Source organism: Streptomyces sp. BK340, from assembly GCF_007827595.1.
Taxonomy (GTDB): domain Bacteria; phylum Actinomycetota; class Actinomycetes; order Streptomycetales; family Streptomycetaceae; genus Streptomyces.
In genome coordinates this window covers 237,794-261,694 of the sequence record NZ_VISR01000002.1, presented here as the reverse complement: position 1 = coordinate 261,694, position 23,901 = coordinate 237,794, and the positions used below count along the sequence as shown (strand labels likewise).

Genomic DNA, 23,901 nt, shown 5'->3' with positions numbered 1-23,901 from the left:
CCATTCGTGCACCCGTGCGCCCCGGCCGCGGCGTCGATGCTCCTCCCCTGCCCACGCGTCGGCCGTAACTCCAGGTGAGTGCGGGAGTTGAGTGAAACGTGGAAGAGACGATCGCCGGCACGCAAGCCGCTCAGATTCCGCAGCAGCGCGGGGAATCGCTGCTGGAAACCGCCGTACGCTACGCCGAGGAACGCCACTGGGACCTGTTCCCGGGCGCCTGGCTGGAAGCCGTCGACGGGGCGCAGCGCTGCTCGTGCGGCGATGCTTCCTGCCCCGCGCCGGGTGCGCACCCCACGCGCCCCGACTGGGCGACGCAGGCGACCGGCAGTGCGACCGTCGCGCGCCGGATGTGGCAGAAGCTGCCGACGGCGTCGATCCTGCTGCCCACGGGGCGTACGTTCGACGCGTTGTCCGTGCCGGAGAGCGCGGGGTTCCTGGCGCTGGCCCGCATGGAGCGGATGGAGCTGACCCTGGGCCCGGTGACGCTCACCCCCGACCGCCGCGTTCAGTTCTTCGTGCTGCCGGGGGGCTCGGTGAAGATTCCCGACCTGGTGCGGAAGCTGGGGTGGTCGCTGGCCTCGCTGGACCTCATGCCGCTCGGCGAGGGGAGTTACGTGGCCGCTCCGCCGACCCGTTTCGGCTCGCGTGGCGCCGTGCAGTGGGTTTGCCGGCCCACGCCGGCGAACCGATGGCTGCCGGACGCGGAGGAGCTGATCTCGCCGCTGGCCTACGCGTGCGGCCGGGATCGCTGACGTGCGCCCACGCGGCGGAGCCGCATACCGGGCACGGTCCGGCGCCCCTGAAGGCAATTGCCCACCGTAGGGTTCTGGCATGGCAGAGGCTGCGGTTCGTGTGCGAGGGCTCTGGAAGCGGTTCGGGCAGCAGGTCGCCGTGGGCGGGATCGACCTCGATCTTCCCTCCGGGAAGTTCATCGGACTGGTCGGTCCCAACGGGGCCGGGAAGACCACCACGTTGTCGATGGTGACCGGGCTGCTCCGGCCCGACCACGGGTCCGTCGAGGTCGTCGGGCGCGACGTGTGGCGGGACCCGGTGGCCGTGAAGGCACGGATCGGGGTGCTGCCCGAGGGGCTGCGGTTGTTCGAGCGGCTGTCGGGACGGGAGCTGCTGGGGTACTCCGGGCGGCTGCGGGGGCTGCCCGGCGCCGAGGTCGACAAACGGGCCGCACAGCTGCTGGACGTGCTCGACCTGGCCGGTGCGCAGCACAAGCTCGTCGTGGACTACTCGACCGGCATGCGCAAGAAGATCGGGCTCGCGGCCGCGCTCCTCCACAACCCCGACGTGCTGTTCCTCGACGAACCCTTCGAGGGCGTCGACCCGGTGTCCGCACAGACGATCCGGGGCGTGCTGGAGCGCTACACCGCCTCCGGCGCCACCGTCGTGTTCTCCTCGCACGTGATGGAGCTGGTCGAGTCGCTGTGCGACTGGGTGGCCGTCATGGCGGCGGGCCGCATCCGGGCGACCGGCACGCCGGCCGAGGTCCGCGGGGAGCATCCCACCCTGCAGGCGGCCTTCCTGGAGCTGGTGGGGGCGCACGGCCGGGACACCGCCACCGATCTGGACTGGCTGGGCGGCGGGGCGGCCCGATGACGAGCCTGACCTCCACCGTCGTACAACTGAAGCTGTCGCTGCTGCGAGGCGGACTGAGGCAGTCGGCGGGCCGGCGGGCCGCGTTCGTCGCCTCGGCCGTCGTCGCCCTGCTGTTCGCACTGCTGCAACTGCTCGGCCTGGTCGCGCTGCGCGGGCATGCGCACGCCGAGGCGGTCGCCGTCCCCGGTACGGCCGTGCTGGCGCTCGGCTGGGCGGTGATGCCGCTGTTCTTCCCCAGCGGTGACGAGACGCTGGATCCCACCCGGCTGGTGATGCTGCCGCTGCGCCCCCGGCCGCTGGTCCGGGCCCTGCTGGCCGCCTCGCTGGTCGGTGTCGGGCCGCTGTTCACGCTGCTGGTGCTGGTGGGATGCGTGCTGTCGGTGGCGCACGGGGCAGCGGGGTACGCCGTCTCTGTCGTCGCCGTGGTTCTCGCGCTGCTGGTCTGCGTGGCGCTCGCGCGCGCCGTCGCCTCAGCCAACGTACGGCTGCTGACCAGCAGGAAAGGGCGCGATCTGGCCGTGCTGAGCGGTCTGGTGATCGCCGTCGGGGCACAGCTGGTCAACTTCGGTGCGCAGCAGCTCGGTTCGGCAGGTCTCGGACAGCTGCAGCCGGCGGCGGACGTGCTGTCCTGGGTGCCGCCCGCCTCGGCCGTCGGGGCGGTGCGGTCGGCGAGCGAGGGATCGTACGGCACGGCCCTCGCCCAACTCGCTCTGTCGGTCGCCGGGCTGGTTCTGCTGGTCGCCGTCTGGGCGCGAAGTCTGACCCGGCTGATGACCTCGCCATGGGGGTCCCCCCTGCTTGAGCGAAGCCGGAAGCCTGGGGGAGGGTCCACCCTGCAGGCTCCCGACGCCGGGGCGCCGGACCGCGCCTCCTCGGCGGGGCTTCGGCGGCTGCTGCCCGACGGACGCACGGGCACGGTCATGGAGCGCGCCCTGCGCTACATCTGGCGCGACCCGAAGACCAAGGCCGCATGGGTGACCTCGCTGGCCATCGGGCTGATCGTGCCGGTGTTCAACGCGGTGCAGGGCACCGGGTCGGTCTACTTCGCGTGCTTCGCCGCCGGAATGCTCGGCATCCAGATGTACAACCAGTTCGGGCAGGACACCTCCGCGTTCTGGATGGTGGCCCTGACCATCTCCTCGACGAAGGACGCGCACGCCGAGCTGCGCGGGCGGGCGCTGGCCCTGCTGGTGGTCACCCTGCCGTACGCCACCCTCGTGACCGTCCTGACCACTGCTCTGCTGGACGCCTGGGACCGGCTCCCCGAGACGCTGGGACTCTCCCTCGCGCTGCTCGGCGCGATGCTGGCGACCGGCGCCTGGACCTCGGCCCGCTTCCCGTACTCCATCCCCCAGGAGGGCCACAAGAACGTGGCCCCGGGCCAGGCCGGCCTGGCCTGGATCTCGATCTTCGGCGGCATGGTCGCAGCGGCCCTGCTCTGCTCCCCCGTGATCACCCTGACGATCTGGCTGAACGTGAGCGCCGGCGGGGAGGCGTGGAGCTGGGTGCTGCTGCCGGCGGGGGCGGGCTACGGTGCACTGCTGACCCTGCTGGGCCTACGCCTGGCGGCCCCCCGAACCGCGACCCGCCTACCGGAGATCCTGGCCGCGGTGAGCAGAGGCTGACGGAACTTGCGACGAGGGGCCCCTGCACCCCCCTGAGGGGCGCGGGACCGTGCCGATGTGCGGCTCCGCCGCGGGGCGCGGCAAGCCACATCGGACCCGCACCCGCCACCGCGCAGAACCACGCGGACGCGAAGGCGCTCAACCCGCCAGCACAGCCTCGAGAAACGGCTCGACAGCCAACCGCCAAGCCACCGGCTGGTCATAGTGGACGAGGTGCCCGGCGTCGGCCACCTCCGCATACTCCCCGCGCGGAAGAACCCGCACCATCTCCTGCGCCTCGGCCCGCCCCAACTCACCGTCCAGGCCACGGACGACCAGCGCGGGACACTCGACCTGGGCCAGCTCCTCCCAGTGCGCGTCGTACACCCAGCTCTCCCGGGTCGCGAGCATCTGCTCCGGCTCGAAGACGGGCCGCCAGCCGTCGGCGGACTCGTGCATGACCTCGGCGTAGAAGGCGCCGCGGGCGGGCTGGGGGCGCTCCACCCAGGGATCGTCCTCGCCGAACCACTTGCGGACGTCGGCGAGCGTGGCGAAGGGGACGGGCCAGGACCGGAACCAGTCGGCCCATTCGCGCTGTGAGGCCGAGCCGAGCGCGGAGGCCCGCATGTCGCAGATGATCAGGCCGCACACCAGGTCGGGGCGTTTCGCGGCGAGCTGCCACGCGGTCAGGGCGCCCATGGCGTGGCCGATGAGGACGGCGGGGGCGAGACCGAGCTGTTCGAGGGCGGCCTCGGCGTCCTCGACGTAGGCGTCCCGGGTGTACGCGGCCTGCGGGAGCTTGTCGCTCCGGCCGTGGCCGCGCTGGTCGAGCGCGACGGCGCGGTGGCGCTCGGCGAGCCAGCGGGCGGTGGACGCCCAGTGCGAGGCACGGCCCATCAGGCCGTGGAGTAACAGCACCCCCGGAGCCCCGGGCTCCGCCCCCGGTTTGGGCGGGTCCGCGAACTCCCACGCGGCCAGGCGCACCCCGCCCGCACCCGCCACATCGATACGCCGTGCCATCGGCCTGGCACCCCCCAGCTCCGCCTGCCTCGTACCGGTGTACTGCCGTTGTCGCAGTCGTACTGTCGCTCGTACTGCCGCCGCAGACTATCGAATGCCTATTCGAAAATACTGCCTCTGCGGACAACACCCCTCATTCGAGTGACACCCTTCGGTGAATGATCGCCGCCGCCGAGGGGATCTTTCTGGCGGGAGGCGGACCGCTCGGGGAAAAACGGTCCGAGGGGGTTGACCCTGAGAGCTCGGGGCTCCGGGTCAGCACAGGGGAGGACAGGCCCCGGCGCCACACGGCGCCGGGGCCCTCTCATGCTCAGCGCTTGGCCACGAACACATGCGAGGCGACGTCCGCCTCCAGCTCGGCCGCCTCACCGCCGCTGCCCACCAGCACACCGCCGGGCGACTCCGTCACGCTCACCACCGAACCGGGCTGCACGCCCGCACGGCGCAGCGTGTACATCAGCTGGGCGTCGGTCTGGATCGGCTCGCCGATACGGCGCACGACGACCGTCTTGCCGTCGCCGCCCGGGTCCAGATCGGCCAGCGACACCATGCCCTCGTCCAGGAACGGGTCGGCCCCGTCCTTCTCGCCCAGCTCCTCCAGGCCCGGGATCGGGTTGCCGTACGGCGACTCGGTCGGGTGCCGCAGCAGCTCCAGCACCCGGCGCTCCACGGCCTCGCTCATCACGTGCTCCCAGCGACAGGCCTCCGCGTGCACCTGCTCCCACTCCAGGCCGATGACATCGACCAGCAGACACTCCGCGAGGCGGTGCTTGCGCATCACACGCGTGGCCAGTCTGCGGCCCTCGTCGGTCAGCTCCAGGTGCCGGTCGCTGGCCACCGAGACCAGGCCGTCGCGCTCCATTCGCGCCACCGTCTGGCTCACCGTCGGCCCGCTCTGGTCCAGCCGCTCCGCGATGCGGGCGCGCATGGGGACGACGCCTTCCTCTTCGAGTTCGAGGATGGTGCGGAGATACATCTCCGTGGTGTCGATCAGTCCGGACATACGTGCCCCTCGATTACCTCTGCCGGAAGCTCGCCGCTCTCCGGCGCGTGCGCTGGCCCTGGATTCAATTCTGCCGGATACCACCGACAACCGTGCCGCACCGCGGAAACCGCCCGGTGAAGACTGCCCCGGCGCATGGCCCGTCCGAGCACCCCCGTATTGACACCGCACTGGTCCAGACCGCACGGTGATCCGCGACACAGACGCTTGCGAAGGGGCACCGCATGAGCGACGGCACACCTGCCGACCTGTTCTTCGACGCCGCCATCGGCCTGCTGCAACGGGTCCGGGAGGAGGAGGCCGAGGCGATCACCGCGGCCGGCACCCTGCTCGCCGACACCGTCGCCGCCGGCGGCCGCCTGTTCGCCTTCGGCGCCGGACACTCCTCGCTGGCCGCCCAGGACGTCGTATACCGTGCCGGCGGACTCGCCCTGATGAACCTGCTCGCCGTCCCCGGAGTCGTCGGCGTCGACGTCACCCCGGCCACCCTCGGCTCCGCCCTGGAACGCGTCGACGGACTCGCGAGTGCCGTCCTGGACTCCTCCCCGCTCCGCGCCGGCGACGCCCTCGTGATCATCTCCCTGTCCGGCCGCAACGCCCTGCCCGTCGAGATGGCGCAGGGCGCCCGCGCCCTCGGCGTACGGGTCATCGGCGTCACCTCCGTGGCCTACGCCGCGCAGACCGAGTCCCGGCACAGCTCCGGCACTTTCCTGAAGGACCACTGCGACATCGTCCTCGACTCGAAGATCGCCGTCGGCGACGCCGAACTGACCCTCGACACCATCCCGGCCCCGTTCGCCCCGGCCTCCACCGTGGTCACCGCCGCCCTCATGCAGGCCACGATGGCCACCACGGCCGCCACCCTCGCCGACCGCGGCATCGAACCCCCGCTGCTGCGCTCCGGCAACGTCGACGGCGGCCACGACTGGAACCGGCGCGTCATGACCGAGTACGGCGACCGGATCTTCTACCGGCACTGAGCACGGGCCGCCCGCGTCGGCACCGGGCACCGGCTACTGCTCCGCCGGTTTCTCCCGCACCGCCTCCGCCAGGTCCAGCGCCGCCGCGACCCGTACGGCCACGTCCTCCGCGTAGGCCGCGTCCGCACGCTCGAATCGGCTGCGGCCGGCCCCGCGCAGGAACGTGACCACACCCAGCGTCCGCCCCCGGCTGCGCAGCACCACGCACAGCGCGTGCACCGCGTCCTCGGGCCACTGCCGGGCCAGCGCCCACTCACGCGCCCGCTCGGCCGGAATCGACCCGGCATCCGCACGCACGGACCCGGCCCGCTCGACACAGGTCAGCGCCGGATGCCCCTCCTCGTACCGCAGTGGCAGCCCGGCCGCCCCCGAGAGCAGACTCGGCCCCGGCGCACCCGCGGGCGTGGCGGCGAGCCGCACCAGCCGGACCGGAACCGCCTCGTCCCCCTCCGCCCGCGGAGCGCCCGCCACACGGTCGAGCAGGGCATGGTCGGCGAAACCGGCGAGCGCGAAATCGAGATGGACGGTGGCCGCCTCCGCCGGGTCCTCGCACTCGGCGGCGGCCCGGGCCGCCCGGTGCAGCTGGTTGGTACGGAACCGCAGCAGGGCCCCCTCCTGCTCGCCCTGCTTGGCCTCCGTCACGTCCTGGAACAGCCAGCCGACCCCGAGCGGCACGGGCTCCTCCGCGAGCGGCGAGGCCAACCGCAGGAACCCACTGCGCCAGCAGCGCCGCTTCTCGCCCTCGGGCACCCGCACGGTCACCCACATCTCGGCGGGCGCGGGCGGCGCGCCTTCGGCCAGCACATGGGTCAGCGCACTCTCCAGCTCCTCCACGCCCTGCGCCAGCAACTCGCCGAGCGGCCGCCCGAGCGCGGACGTACGCCCGGTGCCGAGCGCGCGAGCCGCGTGCGCGTTGACGACAGCGGGACGCAGATCGGCGTCGACGAGCACAACACCCCAGGACGCGTCCTCGAACAGCGCCTCGCTCAACGCGATGGACCGCTCCAGATCGATCTGCGCGTGCACCTCGCTGAACGCGCAGTACAGACCCGCCGGCTTCCCGTCCGGCCCCCGCACCGCAGCGGACTGGGTCCGCACGAGAACCCGCCCGCCGTCCTTCGTGACCAGAGCGAACTCATGAACCTGCCGGCCGGGCGCGTGCATGGCCGACATCAGCCGCGCCTGCACGTCCTCGGCGTCCGCGCTGCGCACCGCCCATCCGGCGAACCCGTGCCGCCCGACCGCCTCCGCCGCGGTCCAGCCCAGAATCCGCTCGGCCTCCCGGTTCCAGTGCGTGACGACCCCGTCCGCGTCGAAGGCGCACAGCGCCGCGTCCATGCCGTCCAGCAGCGCGGCGAGCAGATCGGAACCCCCGGTGTCCTCCGGCCCGTCGGGCCCGCCCGGCCCGTCATGGCTGTGTGGACCGTCCCGCTCGGGCTCGTCCGGCCCCAGCTCGTCGGTGGTCCCACTCCGCCGGGAAGCACTCACCTGGACCCCCTGGAGGCTGCGTCGGCGCATCTGCGGCGCTCGGTTCGCTCACTGGCCTTCATTCAACTGGAACGTGACACAGCCCACATCCTGTTCCCGCAGATTGACGGAATCAATGCCCGGCACCGGACTGCGGCTCCAGCCGCAGATCGACCCACTCGTCGGTCTCCCCGTCCAGCACGTACCGGTCGATCTCCACGAACCCGCACCGCTCGGCGAACCGCAGCCCGTCCGCGTTCACGGCCAGCACGCATGTCTCGACCGCCCCCGCACCCAGCACACGCGCGCGGGCGAGCCCGCTCTCGTACAGCGCCGTGCCGAAACCACGCCGCCGGAACTCGGGCAGCACGCGCGCGATGACCGTCGCGACGCCCTCCTCCCCGGCCGGCGGCCGCACCGTGGAACACCCCACGAGCACGTCACCCAGATACGCGTTCTCCAGCCGGTACCGCTCACGGCGCACCCGGGCGTCCTCCAGGGACATCGCGGCGGGCGGCACGATGACGTTGTGGACGTGGCGCCATTGTTCGAGCTGGGCGTCGCTGTCCACGGCTTCGATTCGAAGATCGGTCACACGGTCAGCCAACCGGCCGTACCCGCACCGGGTCAACTGCATAAGAGAACGCCGGCCGGGCGAGCCAGTACCACTGTCACCGCTTACGCGTTCGGGAAATCCGACAGATTCGCAAATCCGAGCGACGTACGGCTGATCATCTCAGCCGCTCGATCCCCGTTCACTAGCGTCAGTCGCAATTCGGAAAGGAGGTCACCGGCTCCCCAGCCGCAACGCTGTCATGTGACCAGCCCTAGTCATCACGATCAACGGATCAGGGAGGTGACCCCGATGACTACGTTTCCTGCAGGCGAGCAGACCCACCAGGCTGTGCTTCCTCAGCAGCCTGCTCTGGAATCCGTGAGAGCAGACACCCCCGGGAGCAGGGACGAAACGGCTCACGGACACCCCGCCACCGCGCGGGGCACCGGCAGGGAACATGGGCGAGGGGAGACCGACGGGCACGGCACCAGAACCCGTCGGCGTCACGCCAAGCGCGCTGCCCAGGCAGCGCAGGCGGAAGAGAACGGGAGCGGTGACGCTCCCACCGGAGCAAGCAGGGTCTTCGTCCTCTCCAAGGACGGGCACCCACTCATGCCCTGTCATCCCGCACGAGCCCGAGAACTCCTCAGCAAGGGGCGAGCCGCAGTCGCACGCCAGGTGCCCTTCACCATCCGCCTGAAGGACCGAACGCTGGCCGACTCGGAAGTCGACGGCGTCCAACTACGCATCGACCCCGGCTCCAAGGGCACCGGACTCGTCCTCACCGACGAAAAGAAGGAGACCACCGAAGACGGCACCACCGTCACCGTCCGACGCGGACTCATCTCGGTCGAACTCCACCACCGAGGCGCGCAGATCCAGAGCTGCATGCGACAGCGCGCGGGCTACCGGAACAGGCGACGTTCGGCCAACTGCCGTTACCGAACCCCACGCTCGCAGAACAGAGTCCGCCCCGAAGGATGGCTCCCACCCTCGCTACGCCACCGCGTCGACACCACCTTCTCCCTCGCCAACCGCCTGTGCCGCTACGCGCCCGTCACCGACATCCATCTGGAACGCACGGCCTTCGACACCCACTCCATGAGTGCGGGCAAACCGCTCTACGGTGCGGAGTACGCGCAAGGCCTCCTGGCAGGAACCACTACACGCTCCTACCTGCACGCCAGGTGGGGCGGTGCCTGCGCCTACTGCGGGGCTACTGGCGTACCCCTGAACATCGAGCACGTACGTCCTCGCAGCCGACAAGGATCCAGCCGCATCTCGAACCTCGTCCTCTCCTGCATCCCGTGCAACAAAGCCAAGGGCAGCCGGTCCATCGAGTCCTTCCTCGCCCACCGGCCCGACCTCCTGGCCCGGATCCTCGAACAGACCAAAGCCCCGCTCCGCGACGCCGCTGCCATGAATGCGATCCAGTGGCAGCTCACGGAGGCGCTGGAGACGCTCGAGAGGCCCGTACACGCCTGGCCAGGCCTTCTCACCAAGACCAACCGCGACGCCATGGGCCTCGCCAAGACGCACACCCTGGACGCCCTGTCCGTCGGCCACATTGATCACGAGAGCGGGGACGCGATCGCTCGTTTCCCTGATCGGGTACTGATCGTCAAAGCCACTGGTCGCGGCTCATACGCCCGCACCACGCCGGATCGGTATGGATTCCCCCGGCTGCGGCGGGCCCGTAAGAAGCAGCACTTCGGGTACGTCACCGGTGACCTGGTACGCGCTGTCATGCCCTCCGGCAAGTGGGCAGGTACTTGGACCGGCCGTATCTCCGTCCGAGCCAGAGGCCAGCACAGCCTCACTACCTCGATCGGCCGGATCAACCTCTCTCACTGGAATCTACGGCTGCTGCAGCGGGGCGACGGGTACGGCTACAGCTTCCGTCCGGAAGCCGTTCCATCAGCATCTCCGAAAAACAGTTGAGCCCTTCTTGGCTACTGCTTAGGCTGCCAAGCAAGCAGAGAGGAGGTGATCGGGTAAATGAGTGAAACCCGGACGCGCGAGGTGGCTGCGGGCTAGCGGCCCGCCCCCACACGATGTGCGGTGCCGGACCAGCGTGTGAGAAACACGCAGCCGGCCTAATCCAACGCAGTCACCCGACCCGCGAGCTCGCCGGTACGTCCGGCCGGCTCCCCCGCCGATCAGGCGGAGGGACCGAGCTCGCGGGTCGTCTGCCTTTCAGGGAGGGCCAGCGCCTTCAGGGGCTGAGCCGCTCCACGTCCCACGCCCCGTCCGGCTGGGCCACATACCGCAGCCGGTCGTGCAGCCGGCTCTCGCGCCCCTGCCAGAACTCGACCGTCTCCGGCGCGATCCGGAACCCGCCCCAGTGCGGCGGAACCGGCACCTGCTCCCCCTCCGGGTAGCGCGCGTCCAGCTCCTCGTACGTGGCATCCAGCTCGTCCCGGGACGAGAGCACCGAGGACTGCGCACTGGCCCAGGCACCCAGCTGCGAGCCGTGCGGGCGGGAGCGGAAGTACGCCGCGGTCTCGTCCCGGCCCGTGCGGCGCGCGACACCCGTGACGATCACCTGGCGGGCGATCGCATGCCACGGAAAGAGCAACGAGATGTACGGGTTGCCGGCCAGCTCCCGGGCCTTGCGGGAGTCGTAGTTCGTGTAGAAGACGAAGCCGTCGGTGTCGTAGTGCTTCATCAGGACCGTGCGGGAGCTGGGCCGGCCCGCCGCGTCCGCGGTGGAGACGACCATCGCGTTGGGCTCGTACAGCGTCCCGTGCAGGGCGGCCCGGGCGGCGTCCTCGAACCAGCGGGAGAACTGGTCCATGGGGTGCGCGGCGAGATCCTTCTCGTCGAGGCCGGCGGCCTGGTACTGCTTGCGCATGGCGGCGGGATCGACGAGGGGGTCGGGGCTGAAGTCGCTGTCGGTCACGCGGTCATCCTGCCGTATCGAACGCGCGTGGCACTCAGTGTCGCGTGGCCTCCCCAACTATGGCACTCGGGGTTATCGTGCTTGTTCCCCTTGCGGTTTGGGTGACCACCGGCTGATCGGGGCATCACCGGGGTGACCGCCGCCGACACTTTCACGAGGAGCCGCCTGATGTCCGATTTCGTACCCGGGCTCGAAGGAGTCGTCGCGTTCGAGACGGAGATCGCCGAACCCGACAAGGAGGGCGGCGCCCTGCGCTACCGCGGCGTCGACATCGAGGACCTGGTCGGGCACGTCTCCTTCGGGAACGTGTGGGGGCTGCTGGTCGACGGCGCCTTCAATCCGGGGCTGCCGCCCGCCGAACCGTTCCCGATCCCGGTCCACTCCGGTGACATCCGGGTGGACGTCCAGTCCGCGCTGGCCATGCTCGCCCCGGTCTGGGGCCTGAAACCCCTCCTCGACATCGACGCCGACCGGGCCCGCGACGACCTCGCGCGCGCCGCCGTCATGGCGCTGTCGTACGTCGCCCAGTCCGCGCGCGGGCAGGGCCTGCCGATGGTGCCGCAGCGAGAGATCGACAAGGCTCACTCGGTCGTGGAGCGCTTCATGATCCGCTGGCGCGGTGAGCCGGACCCCAAGCACGTCGCGGCCGTCGACGCCTACTGGACGTCCGCCGCCGAACACGGCATGAACGCCTCCACCTTCACCGCGCGCGTCATCGCCTCGACCGGCGCGGACGTCGCCGCGGCCCTCTCGGGGGCGGTCGGCGCCATGTCCGGACCGCTGCACGGCGGCGCCCCCTCCCGAGTGCTCGGCATGATCGAGGAGATCGAGCGGACGGGTGACGCCGAGGCGTACGTCAAGCAGGCCCTGGACCGCGGAGAGCGGCTGATGGGCTTCGGCCACCGGGTGTACCGGGCCGAGGACCCCCGCGCGCGCGTGCTGCGCCGTACCGCCAAGGAGCTGGGCGCGCCGCGCTTCGAGATCGCGGAGGCGCTGGAGAAGGCGGCCCTGGAGGAGCTGCACAACCGCAGGCCGGACCGGGTGCTGGCCACCAACGTCGAGTTCTGGGCCGCGATCATGCTGGACTTCGCGGAGGTGCCGGCGCACATGTTCACGTCGATGTTCACGTGCGCGCGGACCGCCGGCTGGTCGGCGCACATCCTGGAGCAGAAGCGGACCGGCCGGCTCGTACGGCCGTCCGCCCGGTACGTCGGCCCCGCGGCGCGCAGCCCGCAGGAGATCGAGGGGTACGCGGACATCGCCCACTGAGAGAGGTGTTCGGGGTCGCGTGGGCGGCTGCAGGTCCGCTGTGGCTTGCCGCGCCCACGCGGCGGAGCCGCATATCGACTACAGCCCCGCACCCCTGCGGAGTTGATCACGCGGGTGTCAGCAAGTCCCCGTGGTGCCGTTCCGCCACCAGTGGGTGGGCCCGGAGTTTGCCCTTCAGTTCGTTGTAGCCGTACTCGGCGAACAGGGGGTTGGCCGGGTCGGTGGTGATGCCGGGGGCCGTCGACGCGTGCGGGAAGGGCAGGGGCTCGACCCTGGCGTCCAGGCGGGGGTTGTAGAAGAACGGGACCGAGAAGCGTTCCGTCGCTCCGGGCGGGCTGATCACCCGGTGGTTGGTGGCGATCAGGTAGCCGTTGGTGGCCACCTCCAGGAGTTCGCCGAGGTTGACGACGAAGGCGCCCTCGAGCGGGGGCACGTCGTGGAAGAGCCCGTCCTCGCGGTGGACCTGGAGGCCGCCGACCGTGTCCTGCAGGAGCAGGGTGAGGAAGCCGTAGTCCTTGTGGGCGCCGACGCCCTGGTCGGTGCCGTCGCCCGCGCTGCCGGGGTAGCGGACGAGCTTGAGGTGCGGGTGGGCGTGGTCGCCGAAGATCGGGTCGTAGAAGTCGGCGGGGGCGCCGATGGCGGTGAGGAGCTCGTGCAGGAGGCGCTGGGCCACTGCGCTCAGCTTGTCGATCCAGTGCAGGGCCGCCGTGCGCAGTGCGGGGAGGGCGGCCGGCCACTGGTTGGGGCCCTGCAGCCACCAGTAGGGGGGCTCGCCGGGTCCGGGGACGTGGGCGGGGCGTTCGGCGCCTATGTCGAGCTGGTCGCGCCAGTCGCGGGCGCCGCCGGTGCGCTCGTCGCCGGTGCGGGTGTAGCCGCGGAAGTGCGGGGAGTTGACGTTGTCGAGGGCGAGCCGGTCGGCCTCGGGGAGGTCGAAGAAGGCGCGCATGGCGGCGAGCAGGGCGTCGGTCTCGGCCGGGGTCACACCGTGTCCGACGAGCTGGAAGAAGCCGACGTCGTGGGCGGCGCTGTGCAGCTGGGCGTGGAGCAGGGCACGGGCCTGGGGGCCGCGGTCGGCGGCGGACAGGTCGATGATCGGGAGCTGGTCGTACGACGGGGTCGTCGCGGAGTGCGTCGTCATGGGAGCGTCCACAGGGTGTGTGGGCCACGGGCAGGCCACCGAGGATGGGGCGGCGCCCGGAATGCCGCAAAAGAAAGAAATAAGGGGGCTGGGTCAGGCGGAAGGCCGACAGCCCATGCTCGTGACGCGCACGTAGTCCACGTGGCGGCGGCGAACGAGCATCGGAGGCATGGGCCCAAGGGTAACGCGCTCCCGCAACTACCCCGCCGGCCCGGTGTCGCCTCAGCCCAGTGATTCCTCCAGCAGCAGCGCCCACTGGGCAAGCACGCGCTCGCGGCGGGCGGTGTCGTCGGTGAGGAGGTTGGCGAGGCCCAGGCCGCGGGCCATGTCGAGCAGGCCCTGGACGGTCTCCCGGACGCCGGGGCGGGACTCGTCGGCGCCGAGCAGGTCGACGGCGATGCGGTGGGTCTCGCGGCCCACGCGGGCCTCGAGTTCGGTCACGCGCGGGCGCAGCTGCTCCTCGTCGGAGGCGGCGACCCACAGGTGGAGGGCGGCGCGGAAGAGGGGGCCGGTGTAGAGGTCGACGAGGGCGAAGACGACGGCGCGGCGGTCTGCGGCGCCGTCCGGGAAGAGCGCGCGCAGGGCGGTGGAGCGTTCTTCGGCCACGTACTCGACGGCGGCCGTGAACAGGTCCTCGCGGGTCGGGAAGTGGTGCTGGGCGGCGCCCCGCGAGACGCCGGCGCGTTCGGCTACGACGGAGACGGTGGAGCCTGCCCAGCCGTGCTCGGCCAGGCAGGCCACGGCGGCCTCCAGGAGCCGCTGCCGGGTGGCCCGGCTGCGGTCCTGCTTGGGTACGCGGTCGCGTTCCGCCGTACTCACACCACCCATGCCGCATCCCGTCTTTCCAGGAAGGCCGTCATCCCCTCCCGGGCGTGGGGGGTGGAGAACAGCCGGGCCGAGAGCGCGGTCAGCTGGGCCGCGTCCCGGTCGAACGTCTCCAGCACCCTAGCCGTGAGCAGCTGTTTCGTCTCGGCCAGTGCCTGCGGGGAGGAGCGGCGCAGGCCGTCGAGGACGGGGGCCAGGGCTTCGTCGACGTCGTCGGCTGCGGTGGTGAGCAGGCCCAGGCGTACGGCCTCGGCGGGGGCGAAGCGTTCGCCGGTGAGGTAGTAGCGGGCGAGGGCGCGGGGGTCGGTCCGTGGGATCACCGGGAGGGAGATCACCGCGGGGGCGACGCCGATGCGGACCTCGGTGAAGGCGAAGGTGGCCGCGGTGGAGGCGGCGGCGATGTCGCAGGCGGCGAGGAGGCCGAGGCCGCCCGCGCGGACGTGTCCGGTGATCCGGGCGAGCACGGGTCTGGGCAGTTCCACGATCTGCCGGAGCAGGCCCACGAAGGCGTCCGGGTCGGGTGGGTCGCGCAGGTCGGCGCCGGCGCAGAAGGTGGTGCCGGTGTGGGTGAGGACGACCGCGCGGACGTCCGGGTCCTTGCCGCAGCCGGTCAGGGCCTCGGCGAGTTCGCCGACGAGGGCGGCCGAGAGGGCGTTGCGGGTGCCGGTGGAGTCCAGGCTGAGGGTTTCGACGCCGCGCGCGCGTGTGCGTCCGACGAGTGCGCTCACGTGTGCTCCCTGAGCTGGCGGCGCAGGATCTTCCCGGTGGCCGCGCGGGGGACGGTGTCGACGAAGGTGATGCGGCGGACGCGTTTGTAGGGGGCGACGCGTTCGGCGACGTAGAGCATGATGTCGTTCTCGCTGAGGTCGGCGGCGGTGGGCTGGCGGACGACGAAGGCGTGCGGGATCTCGTTGCCGTCCTCGTTGTGGCCGCCGACGACGGCGGCGTCGGCGATGCCGGGGTGGGTGAGCAGGAGGGCCTCCAGTTCGGCCGGGGCCACCTGGAAGCCCTTGTACTTGATGAGTTCCTTGACGCGGTCGACGACGAAGAGCCAGCCGTCGTCGTCGACGTGCCCGATGTCCCCGGTGTGCAGCCAGCCGTCGGCGTCGATCATGTCGGCGGTGGCGTCGGGGCGGCCGAGGTAGCCCTTCATCACCTGGGGGCCGCGGATGAGGATCTCGCCGGGCTCGCCGGCGGCGAGGTCCTTGGCGGGGTCGTCCAGGGAGACGATCCGCATCCCGGTGCCGGCGATGAGCTTGCCGACCGTGCCGGGGGGCGCGTGGTGCAGGGCGTCGAGCGGGACGACGTGGGTGCCGGGCGACAGCTCGGTCATGCCGTAGGCCTGGCCGATCGGGGGCAGGCCGAGGCGTTCGGCGCAGGCGGCGGCGAGGGCGGCGTCCAGCGGGGCGGCGGCGCTGATGACGTACTTCAGGGACGAGAGGTCGTAGCGGGCGACCGCCGGGTGCTTGGCGAGGGCGAGGACGATCGGCGGGGCCACGTACAGGCCGGTGATGCGGTGGTTCTCGATGGCGGCGAGGAAGGTCTCGAGGTCGAAGCGGGGCAGGACGACGACCGTGGCGCCCTTGCGCAGGGGGGCGTTCATCAGGGCGGTGAGGCCGTAGATGTGGAAGAACGGCAGCACGGCGAGGATGCGGTCGCCGGGTCCGGCCGGGACGGGGGGTTCCAGCTGGGCGAGGTTGGTGGCGATCTGCCGGTGGGTGAGCATGACGCCCTTGGGGACGCCGGTGGTGCCGGAGGAGTACGGCAGCGCGGCGACGTCCTCGGCCGGGTCGAAGTCGATCTCCGGTTCGGGTGCGGTGGAGGCGAGCATGTCGATCAGCGAGCGGTGTCCGGGTGCGTTGTCGCACACGAATATCTCCCGTACGCCGCCCGCGAGTTCGGCGGCCCGGCGGGCGGACTCCAGCAGCGGGGAGACGGTGACGATCCACCGGGCGCCGCTGTCGTCGAGCTGTTTGGCGAACTCCTCGGGTGTGGCCAGCGGGTGCACGGTGGTGACGGAGGCGCCCGCGCGGGTGGCCCCGTAGAAGGCGGTCGGGAAGGCGATCGTGTTGGGGCTGTGCAGGGCGAGGACGTCGCCCTTGCGTACGCCGGCGTCGGCGAGCGCGGCGGCCAGCCGCCGGTGGAACCGGTCCACTTGCTCGTACGTGAGGGTGGTGCCGTCCGTGCCGTCGATGAGGGCCGGCTGGTCGCCGAATTCGGCGGCGCGGCCCAGGACGGCCTCGTGGATGGGGAGTTCTACGGGCGGAACGTCTGCGTACTCGCTGCGGAACACGGTTCCTCCAAGCGGCTGCTGCGGCTGCGGCCTAGTACGACTTGGGCAGGCCCAGGGTCTGGTGGGAGACGTAGTTGAGAATCATCTCCCGGCTCACCGGAGCAATACGAGCCACGCGTGCGGCAGTTATCAACGAGGCGAGTCCGAATTCGCGCGTGAGGCCGTTGCCGCCGAGGGTGTGCACGGCCTGGTCGACGGCCTTCACGCAGGCCTCCCCGGCCGCGTACTTGGCCATGTTGGCGGCCTCACCCGCGCCGATGTCGTCGCCGGCGTCGTACAGATGGGCCGCCTTCTGCATCATCAGCCGGGCCAGTTCCAGGTCGATGTGCGCCTGCGCCAGGGGGTGGGCGATCGCCTGGTGGGCGCCGATGGGGGCCTTCCAGACCGTACGGTCGCGGGCGTACTCGATCGCCTTGGAGAGGGCGTAGCGGCCCATGCCGATCGCGAAGGCGGCGGTCATGATGCGCTCGGGGTTGAGTCCGGCGAACAGCTGCAGCAGGCCGGCGTCCTCTCCCCCACTGCCGAAAGCGTGGGAGGTGCCCCCACCGACGAGCGCGTCGGCGGGGAGCCTTACGTCGTCCAGGACCAGCTCGAACTGCTTCTCGGCGGCGGCGAGCTCCATGTCGATGGGGTGCTTCTGGAAGCCCTCGGCGTCCGTCGGGACGATGAACAGGCAGGGCTTGAGGCTTCCGGTGCGGGCGTCCTCGGTGCGGCCGACGATCAGGACGGCGTCCGCCATGTCGACACCGGAGATGAAGACCTTGCGGCCGCTGAGGAGCCAGTCGGTGCCGTCCCGGCGGGCCGTGGTCGTGATGCGGTGGCTGTTCGAGCCGGCGTCGGGCTCGGTGATGCCGAAGGCCATGAGGCGGGTGCCGTCGGCGAGTCCGGGCAGCCAGGTGCGCTTCTGTTCCTCCGTGCCGAAGCGGGAGATCACCGTGCCGCAGATGGCGGGTGAGACCACGAGCATGAGCAGCGGGGAACCCGCAGCGCCAAGCTCTTCCAGGACGATGGAGAGTTCCGTGATGCCGCCGCCCCCGCCGCCGTGCTCCTCCGGGAGGTTGACGCCGAGGTAGCCGAGCTTGCCGGCCTCGGACCAGAGTTCGGTGAGGGGCTTGCCCTCGGCGACGGTGCGGGTGAGGTAGTCGCGGCCGTAACGCCTGCCGAGGGCGGCGACGGCGGACCGGAGGGCCTTGTGCTCTTCGGACTCGATGACGGGAGTCATGGGGCTCCTAAGAAGAGGTTTCCTGTACGACGGCGAGCAACATGCCCGGCTCCACCTGCTGGCCGGCCCTGACGTGCAGGGCGCTGAGCGTTCCGGTGACGGGCGCGGCGATCTGGTGCTGCATCTTCATCGCCTCCAGCCAGATCAGGGGCCGGCCCGCCTGCACGGCCGCGCCCTGCGCCAGGCCCTCGGCGATGCGCACGACCGTGCCGGGCATCGGAGCCAGCAGGGAGCCGGGGGCGAGCTGGGCGGTGGGATCGGGGAAGCGGGGCAGGGCGGTGAGGCGGGATCCGTTGACGTACACCTGGTCGCCGTAGCGTGTGACGTCGAACTTGCGCCGCACGCCGTCCGCTTCGAGTACGACTCTGCGCGCGTCGGCGTGCACGACCCGCACCCCTTCGGCCGCGAGGCCGTCCCTGGTGTGCCGGTAGCGGACCTCGTGCTCCTCGCCCGCCATCTCGTACCGCTTGATCTGCGGCTGGGACGCCACGTTGCGCCAGCCGCCGAAGCGGGAGCGGCCGTGGGCGTCGGCGAGGGCGGCGGCCAGGGGGGCGTACGGGGCGGGTGCGGGCTCGGTCAGGCCGGTGAGGTGGCGGTCGTAGAAGCCGGTGTCCATACGGGCGTTCACGAACTCGGGGTGGCGCAGGGAACGCACCAGCAGGTCCCTGTTGGTGACCGGGCCGTGGAGCTCCGCCCGCTCCAGCGCGCCCGCGAGCCTGCGGATCGCCTCCGCGCGCGTGGGGGCGTGCGCGACGACCTTGGCGAGCATCGGGTCGTAGTGGACGCCGATGGTGTCGCCGTCGGTGTAGCCCGTGTCGAGGCGGACGCCTGCGGGTACGGCGAGGCGGTGCAGGGTGCCGGTCTGCGGGGCCCAGTCGCGGGCGGGGTCCTCGGCGTACAGGCGGGCTTCGACGGCGTGGCCCTGTGCGCGGGGCGGTTCGGCGGGGAGCGGGTGGCCCTCGGCGACGCGGAGCTGTTCGGCGACCAGGTCGATGCCGAAGACCGCTTCCGTGACGGGGTGTTCGACCTGGAGGCGGGTGTTCATCTCCAGGAAGTGGGCCCTGCCGTCGGCGACCAGGAACTCGACCGTGCCGGCGCCCGTGTAGGACACGGACCGGGCGGCGCGCACGGCCAGCGCGTACAGCTCCTCGGTGAGCCGGGAGGTCAGGTCCGGTGCCGGAGCCTCCTCGATCACCTTCTGGTGGCGGCGCTGCAGGGAGCAGTCACGGGTGCCGAGCGTCCAGACGGTGCCGTGGGTGTCGGCGAGGATCTGCACCTCGACGTGGCGGCCGTCCTCGATGTACGGCTCGACGAAGACCTCGCCGTCGCCGAAGGCGCTCGCGGCCTCGGCGCGCGCGCCCTCCAGCGCGGACGGCAGCTCCTCCAGGCGGCGCACGATCCGCATCCCGCGCCCGCCGCCACCGGCGGCCGCCTTCACGAGCACCGGCAGGTCGGCCTCGGTGACCTCGCCCAGGGGCGCGATCCCCATCAGCTCCTTGGCGCGCGTCTTGGACGCCATCGCCTCGATCGCCTCCGGCGGCGGCCCGATCCAGACCAGGCCGGCGTCGAGGACGGCGCGGGCGAACTCGGGGTTCTCGGAGAGGAAGCCGTACCCGGGGTGCACGGCGTCCGCGCCGGCGGCGAGCGCCGCCTTCACGATCAGGTCGCCGCGCAGATACGTCTCGGCGGGCGTCGCCCCCGGCAGCCGTACCGCCGTGTCGGCCACGCGCGCGTGGAGCGCGTTCTCGTCGGCGTCCGAGTGCACGGCGACCGTCCGGATTCCCAGCTCACCGCAGGTGCGGAAGATCCGGCAGGCGATCTCGCCCCGGTTGGCGACCAGCAGAGTCGAAATCATGAGCCTCACATCCGGAAGACGCCGAAGCCGCCGCGCGCGCCCTCGTAGGGGGCGGTGTGGATCGCGGACAGGCACAGGCCGAGGACGGTGCGGGTGTCGCGCGGGTCGATGACGCCGTCGTCGTACAACCGCCCGGACAGGAACATCGGCAGCGACTCGGACTCGATCTGCTGCTCCACCATGGAGCGCAGGGCCGCGTCCGCGTCCTCGTCGTACGGCTGCCCCTTCGCCGCCGCCGACTGCCGGGCGACGATCGAGAGCACGCCCGCGAGCTGTTGCGGGCCCATGACGGCCGACTTGGCGCTGGGCCAGGCGAACAGGAAGCGGGGGTCGTAGGCCCGCCCGCACATGCCGTAGTGGCCGGCGCCGTACGACGCGCCCATCAGCACCGACAGATGCGGGACCCTGCTGTTGCTGACCGCGTTGATCATCATCGCGCCGTGCTTGATGATCCCGCCCTGTTCGTACTCCCTGCCGACCATGTAGCCGGTGGTGTTGTGGAGGAACAGGAGCGGGATGTCGCGCTGATTGGCGAGCTGGATGAACTGGGCGGCCTTCTGCGACTCCGCGCTGAACAGGACGCCCTGGGCGTTCGCCAGGATGCCGACCGGATAGCCGTGCAGGCTTGCCCAGCCGGTCGCGAGGCTCGTCCCGTACAGCGGCTTGAACTCGTCGAAGTCGGAGGCGTCGACCAGACGGGCGATGACCTCGCGCGGGTCGAAGGGGACCTTCAGGTCGCCGGGGACGATGCCGAGCAGTTCGTCCTCGTCGTACTTGGGCGGGGCCGCCGGGCCCGGATCGCCGTGCGCCTTGCGGTGGTTGAGGCGGGCGACGACCCGGCGGGCCTGGCGCAGGGCGTCCTGCTCGTCCACGGCGAAGTAGTCGGCGAGGCCCGACACGCGCGCGTGCATCTCGGCACCGCCGAGCGACTCGTCGTCGCTCTCCTCGCCGGTCGCCATCTTCACCAGCGGGGGCCCGCCGAGGAACACCTTCGCGCGCTCCTTGACCATGATCACGTGGTCGGACATGCCGGGCACGTACGCCCCGCCGGCGGTGGAGTTGCCGAAGACGACGGCAACGGTCGGGATGCCGGCGGCGGACAGCCGGGTGAGGTCCCGGAAGACGGCGCCGCCCGGAATGAAGATCTCCTTCTGGGACGGCAGATCGGCTCCCCCGGACTCCACCAGGCTGATGCAGGGCAGCCGGTTGGCGAGCGCGATGTCGTTGGCGCGCAGGGCCTTCTTCAGGCTCCACGGGTTGCTGGCACCGCCGCGCACGGTCGGGTCGTTGGCGGTGATCAGGCACTCCACGCCCTCGACCACGCCGATTCCGGTGACCAGGGAGGCGCCGACCGTGTAGTCGCTGCCCCAGGCGGCCAGCGGGGACAGTTCCAGGAACGGGGTGTCCGGGTCGAGGAGCAGCTCGATGCGTTCGCGGGCGAGCAGCTTGCCCCGCTTCCGGTGCCGCTGGACGTACTTCTCACCGCCGCCCGCGAGCGCCTTGGCGTGCTCGGCCTCCAGGCCGGCGAGCCTTTCGAGCATGGCCTCGCGGTTGGCCCGGTAGTCGGGGTGCTGGGTGTCCAGGGCCGTCTCGAGAACGGTCACAACAGGGCCTCCGGGATGTCCAGGTGGCGGGAGCGCAGCCATTCGCCGAGGGCCTTGGCCTGCGGGTCGAAGCGGTGCTGGGCGGCGACGCCGGCACCGAGGATGCCGGTCACGACGAAGTTGAGGGCGCGCAGGTTCGGGAGCACGTGCCGGGTGACGGGCAGCTCCCGGCTCTCGGGGATCAGCTGCCGGAACCTGTCCACGGTCAGCTCGTGGACGAGCCACCGCCAGGCCTCCCCCGACCTTGCCCACACCCCCACGTTGGCGTTCCCGCCCTTGTCCCCGCTGCGGGCACCGGCGACGAGGCCGAGAGGAGCGCGGCGGACAGGACCCGGTGGAAGGGGCTCGGGCAGCGGTGGCTGGGGGGCTTCGCCGGGTACGAGGGTGTCCTGGGCCGGTGCCACACTCACCCGGCGCCCGTCATGGAGAACCGCCACATGATCGACGGCCTCATGGGGGACGTACACATCCTCGAAGACCCCATAAGGTGCGCCCTTTCCGGGTGGCGCCAGCACATGGAACCCGGGGTAGCTGGCCAGTGCCAGCTCGATGGCGGCTCCGCTCAGCGCACGCCCGACGACCTGCTGGTCCGGGTCCCGTACGACGAGCCGCAGCAGTGCGCTGGCCGTCTCCTCGGTGTCCGCGTCGGCCCGGTCGGTGCGGACGAGATCCCAACGAACCTCCGTGGGCGGCGACTTGGCGAGCGCGTCGCCCAGCTGCTCCCGCACGAGATCCGCCTTGGCCTCGATGTCGAGCCCGGTGAGTACGAAGACGACCTCGTTGCGGAAGCCGCCGAGCCGGTTGAGCCCGGCCTTGAGCGTCGGCGGGGGCGCCTCCCCGTGCACGCCCTCGATCCGTACCCGGTCCGGTCCCTCCTGGCTGAGCCGTACGGTGTCCAGCCGGGCGGTGACGTCGGGGCCGAGGTACCGGGCGCCACCGGTCTCGTAGAGCAGCTGCGCGGTGACCGTGCCGACGTCGACGAAGCCGCCGGTGCCGGGGTGCTTGGTGATGACACTGCTGCCGTCCGCGTGGATCTCGGCGAGCGGGAAGCCGGGACGGCGTACGTCACCCTCGCGGAAGAAGGAGTAGTTCCCGCCGGTCGCCTGTGTCCCGCACTCCAGCACATGCCCGGCGACGACGGCCCCGGCGAGGCGGTCGTACTCCGTGGGCTGCCAGCCGAAGTGGGCGGCGGCGGGCCCGGTGACGAGCGCCGCGTCGGTCACCCGGCCGGTGATCACGACGTCGGCACCGGCCCGCAGGCACTCGGCGATCCCGAACCCGCCGAGGTAGGCATGGGCGGCGAGGGCGCCCGGATACCCGGCGGTCAGGTCGTCACCCTCGACGTGGGCGACCCGCACCGGAATGCCGAGCCGGTCCGCCAACTGCGTCACGGCGGCAGCGAGTCCGGCCGGATTCAGACCGCCCGCGTTGGTGACGATCCGCACCCCGCGCTCGTGGGCGAGGCCGAGGCAGTCCTCCAGTTGCCGCAGGAAGGTGCGTGCGTATCCGGCGGCCGGGTCCTTCAGCCGGTGCCGGCCGAGGATCAGCATGGTCAGCTCGGCGAGATAGTCGCCGGTGAGGACGTCGACCTCGCCGCCGGTGAGCATCTCGCGCAGGGCGTCCGCGCGGTCGCCGTAGAAGCCGGAGAAGTTGCCGATGCGCAACGGGTTCACCGGCCGTCCTCCTTGGGCGGGCGGCCGGTGCCGGGCGGGCCCGCGAAGGCCTGCGCGATGCCGAGCCAGCGGTCGGCGTCCGGACCCTCTGCGTGGAGAGCGAGGTCGGCGCGGTTCGCGCGCTGGGTGACCAGGAGGCAGAAGTCGAGGACGGGGCCGGTGACGCGTTGCGGGGCGCCTTCGGGGCCGTACGTCCACAGGGCGCCGGAGGGCGCGGTCAGTTCGACACGGAACTCCTCGGCCGGCGGAGTCAGTCCGTGCACCCCGAAGGCGAAGTCGCGGGTCCGCACCCCGAGCCGGGCCACATGCCGGAGCCGGTCGGAGGGGTGGCGCACCACACCCAGGGCGTCGGCGACGTCCAGTGCGTGGGCCCAGGTCTCCATGAGCCGGGCGGTGGCCATGGAGGCGGCCGACATGGGTGGGCCGTACCAGGGGAAACGGCCGCCGGCCGGCGCCTCGCGGAGAGCCGTGTCCAGGGCGGTGCGTCCCGCGCGCCACGTCGACAGCAGCTCCGCGACCGGGAGCCGGGCGCCCTCCTCCGCTCCCTCGTCGACGAACGAACCGGGACGGGTGAGCGCCTTCTCGACCAGCGCCTGGAAGGCGTCGGCGTCGGTGACGGCCAGCAGCGCCGAGCGGTCGGTCCAGGCGAGGTGAGCGATCTGGTGGGCGACGGTCCAGCCGGGCGCGGGAGTCGGAAGCCCCCACTGCTCGGTACTCAACTCAGCTACCAGCAAGTCGAGTTCGTCGCTTTCGGCACGCAGGTCGTCGATGACGGGCGTCGGGTCGGCCATGGCAGGGAGCATGGCAGCGGCACGAGAAACAATCAAGCGTGCTTGCATTAATTTGCTTCCGCGGCTCGGCCCGTCAACTCGCGCGGGGTGC

20 protein-coding genes are annotated in these 23,901 nt (G+C 71.6%); 6 read left to right on the top strand and 14 right to left on the bottom strand.

Translation table 11 applies throughout. The annotated features are described in order from the left end of the window. The first annotated feature begins 98 nt into the window (after nt 1-98). The 3 genes from FB157_RS04555 to FB157_RS04545 all read left to right on the top strand — a co-directional run bounded on the left by FB157_RS04555 (nt 99) and on the right by FB157_RS04545 (nt 3,233). On the top strand, nt 99-752 hold the full coding sequence (locus tag FB157_RS04555) for a bifunctional DNA primase/polymerase (protein WP_145876183.1): 654 nt from the start codon (nt 99-101) through the stop codon (nt 750-752). 79 nt (nt 753-831) lie between these two features. Continuing rightward, nucleotides 832-1,608: an ABC transporter ATP-binding protein gene (locus tag FB157_RS04550; protein WP_145876181.1), complete on the top strand. Its 777-nt coding sequence runs from the start codon at nt 832-834 to the stop codon at nt 1,606-1,608. Then, nucleotides 1,605-3,233, top strand: a complete 1,629-nt coding sequence (locus tag FB157_RS04545; RefSeq protein ID WP_145876179.1) for a transporter — start codon at nt 1,605-1,607, stop codon at nt 3,231-3,233. The genes FB157_RS04550 and FB157_RS04545 overlap by 4 nt, the downstream gene beginning before the upstream one ends. Nucleotides 3,234-3,371: 138 nt before the next feature. Here FB157_RS04545 and FB157_RS04540 read toward each other — a convergent pair whose 3' ends face one another. Both FB157_RS04540 and FB157_RS04535 read right to left on the bottom strand, forming a co-directional pair. Continuing rightward, nucleotides 3,372-4,232 carry an alpha/beta fold hydrolase gene (locus tag FB157_RS04540; RefSeq protein ID WP_145876177.1) on the bottom strand — a complete coding sequence of 287 codons (861 nt, stop codon included), beginning with the start codon at nt 4,230-4,232 and terminating at the stop codon, nt 3,372-3,374. Nucleotides 4,233-4,542: 310 nt separating this feature from the next. Beyond that, nucleotides 4,543-5,235: a metal-dependent transcriptional regulator gene (locus tag FB157_RS04535; RefSeq protein WP_145876175.1), complete on the bottom strand. Its 693-nt coding sequence runs from the start codon at nt 5,233-5,235 to the stop codon at nt 4,543-4,545. Between the two features lie 224 nt (nt 5,236-5,459). Here FB157_RS04535 and FB157_RS04530 point away from each other — a divergent pair, with 224 nt between their 5' ends. After that, nucleotides 5,460-6,215 carry an SIS domain-containing protein gene (locus FB157_RS04530; RefSeq protein ID WP_145876173.1) on the top strand — a complete coding sequence of 252 codons (756 nt, stop codon included), beginning with the start codon at nt 5,460-5,462 and terminating at the stop codon, nt 6,213-6,215. A 33-nt stretch (nt 6,216-6,248) separates the two neighbouring features. Here the strand turns inward: FB157_RS04530 and FB157_RS04525 are convergent, their stop codons facing one another. Together FB157_RS04525 and FB157_RS04520 are read right to left on the bottom strand one after the other, a co-directional pair. Then, nucleotides 6,249-7,703, bottom strand: a complete 1,455-nt coding sequence (locus FB157_RS04525) for a PAS domain-containing protein (RefSeq protein ID WP_145876171.1) — start codon at nt 7,701-7,703, stop codon at nt 6,249-6,251. Between the two features lie 112 nt (nt 7,704-7,815). Further along, complete coding sequence (locus FB157_RS04520) at nt 7,816-8,277, bottom strand: GNAT family N-acetyltransferase (protein ID WP_261386165.1); 462 nt, start codon at nt 8,275-8,277, stop codon at nt 7,816-7,818. A gap of 270 nt (nt 8,278-8,547) precedes the next feature. On the opposite strand from FB157_RS04520, the gene iscB reads away from it, so the two are divergent. Then, entirely contained in the window at nt 8,548-10,179 is a 1,632-nt protein-coding gene (gene iscB, locus FB157_RS04515; RefSeq protein ID WP_145876167.1) for an RNA-guided endonuclease IscB, read from the top strand. A 274-nt stretch (nt 10,180-10,453) separates the two neighbouring features. Here the strand turns inward: iscB and pdxH are convergent, their stop codons facing one another. Beyond that, nucleotides 10,454-11,140, bottom strand: coding sequence for a pyridoxamine 5'-phosphate oxidase (gene pdxH / locus FB157_RS04505; protein WP_145876165.1), 687 nt, complete (start codon nt 11,138-11,140; stop codon nt 10,454-10,456). A 168-nt stretch (nt 11,141-11,308) separates the two neighbouring features. Between pdxH and FB157_RS04500 the strand changes: the two genes are divergently transcribed. Then, entirely contained in the window at nt 11,309-12,409 is a 1,101-nt protein-coding gene (locus tag FB157_RS04500; RefSeq protein WP_145876164.1) for a citrate synthase 2, read from the top strand. Nucleotides 12,410-12,515: 106 nt separating this feature from the next. Here FB157_RS04500 and FB157_RS04495 read toward each other — a convergent pair whose 3' ends face one another. The 9 genes from FB157_RS04495 to FB157_RS04455 form a co-directional block, all read right to left on the bottom strand. Next, entirely contained in the window at nt 12,516-13,547 is a 1,032-nt protein-coding gene (locus FB157_RS04495) for an isopenicillin N synthase family oxygenase (protein ID WP_145876161.1), read from the bottom strand. A 222-nt stretch (nt 13,548-13,769) separates the two neighbouring features. Then, complete coding sequence (locus FB157_RS04490) at nt 13,770-14,375, bottom strand: TetR/AcrR family transcriptional regulator (protein ID WP_145876160.1); 606 nt, start codon at nt 14,373-14,375, stop codon at nt 13,770-13,772. Further along, nucleotides 14,363-15,100, bottom strand: a complete 738-nt coding sequence (locus FB157_RS04485; RefSeq protein WP_145876158.1) for an enoyl-CoA hydratase family protein — start codon at nt 15,098-15,100, stop codon at nt 14,363-14,365. The genes FB157_RS04490 and FB157_RS04485 overlap by 13 nt, the downstream gene beginning before the upstream one ends. After that, the gene (locus FB157_RS04480; protein WP_145876156.1) at nt 15,097-16,665 is read right to left on the bottom strand and encodes a 4-coumarate--CoA ligase family protein; all 1,569 of its coding nucleotides are present in this window, start codon (nt 16,663-16,665) and stop codon (nt 15,097-15,099) included. Before FB157_RS04480 ends, FB157_RS04485 begins: the two co-directional genes overlap by 4 nt. Nucleotides 16,666-16,696: 31 nt before the next feature. Next, on the bottom strand, nt 16,697-17,887 hold the full coding sequence (locus tag FB157_RS04475) for an acyl-CoA dehydrogenase family protein (protein WP_145876154.1): 1,191 nt from the start codon (nt 17,885-17,887) through the stop codon (nt 16,697-16,699). 7 nt (nt 17,888-17,894) lie between these two features. Next, complete coding sequence (locus FB157_RS04470) at nt 17,895-19,742, bottom strand: biotin carboxylase N-terminal domain-containing protein (RefSeq protein ID WP_145876152.1); 1,848 nt, start codon at nt 19,740-19,742, stop codon at nt 17,895-17,897. A 5-nt stretch (nt 19,743-19,747) separates the two neighbouring features. Next, the gene (locus FB157_RS04465; protein WP_145876150.1) at nt 19,748-21,346 is read right to left on the bottom strand and encodes an acyl-CoA carboxylase subunit beta; all 1,599 of its coding nucleotides are present in this window, start codon (nt 21,344-21,346) and stop codon (nt 19,748-19,750) included. Beyond that, nucleotides 21,343-23,019: an acyclic terpene utilization AtuA family protein gene (locus FB157_RS04460; RefSeq protein WP_145876148.1), complete on the bottom strand. Its 1,677-nt coding sequence runs from the start codon at nt 23,017-23,019 to the stop codon at nt 21,343-21,345. The genes FB157_RS04465 and FB157_RS04460 overlap by 4 nt, the downstream gene beginning before the upstream one ends. Next, nucleotides 23,016-23,810, bottom strand: a complete 795-nt coding sequence (locus FB157_RS04455; protein ID WP_145876781.1) for a TIGR03084 family metal-binding protein — start codon at nt 23,808-23,810, stop codon at nt 23,016-23,018. The genes FB157_RS04460 and FB157_RS04455 overlap by 4 nt, the downstream gene beginning before the upstream one ends. Nucleotides 23,811-23,901 lie beyond the last annotated feature (91 nt).

What these genes read in the sequence shown, in the direction of transcription:
- FB157_RS04550 (WP_145876181.1), top strand. Translation starts at nt 832, where the DNA reads ATGGCAGAGGCTGCGGTTCGTGTGCGAGGGCTCTGGAAGCGGTTCGGG.
- FB157_RS04545 (WP_145876179.1), top strand. Translation starts at nt 1,605, where the DNA reads ATGACGAGCCTGACCTCCACCGTCGTACAACTGAAGCTGTCGCTGCTG.
- FB157_RS04540 (WP_145876177.1), bottom strand. Translation starts at nt 4,232, where the DNA reads ATGGCACGGCGTATCGATGTGGCGGGTGCGGGCGGGGTGCGCCTGGCC.
- FB157_RS04535 (WP_145876175.1), bottom strand. Translation starts at nt 5,235, where the DNA reads ATGTCCGGACTGATCGACACCACGGAGATGTATCTCCGCACCATCCTC.
- FB157_RS04530 (WP_145876173.1), top strand. Translation starts at nt 5,460, where the DNA reads ATGAGCGACGGCACACCTGCCGACCTGTTCTTCGACGCCGCCATCGGC.
- iscB (WP_145876167.1), top strand. Translation starts at nt 8,548, where the DNA reads ATGACTACGTTTCCTGCAGGCGAGCAGACCCACCAGGCTGTGCTTCCT.
- FB157_RS04500 (WP_145876164.1), top strand. Translation starts at nt 11,309, where the DNA reads ATGTCCGATTTCGTACCCGGGCTCGAAGGAGTCGTCGCGTTCGAGACG.
- FB157_RS04495 (WP_145876161.1), bottom strand. Translation starts at nt 13,547, where the DNA reads ATGACGACGCACTCCGCGACGACCCCGTCGTACGACCAGCTCCCGATC.
- FB157_RS04490 (WP_145876160.1), bottom strand. Translation starts at nt 14,375, where the DNA reads ATGGGTGGTGTGAGTACGGCGGAACGCGACCGCGTACCCAAGCAGGAC.
- FB157_RS04475 (WP_145876154.1), bottom strand. Translation starts at nt 17,887, where the DNA reads ATGACTCCCGTCATCGAGTCCGAAGAGCACAAGGCCCTCCGGTCCGCC.
- FB157_RS04470 (WP_145876152.1), bottom strand. Translation starts at nt 19,742, where the DNA reads ATGATTTCGACTCTGCTGGTCGCCAACCGGGGCGAGATCGCCTGCCGG.
- FB157_RS04455 (WP_145876781.1), bottom strand. Translation starts at nt 23,810, where the DNA reads ATGGCCGACCCGACGCCCGTCATCGACGACCTGCGTGCCGAAAGCGAC.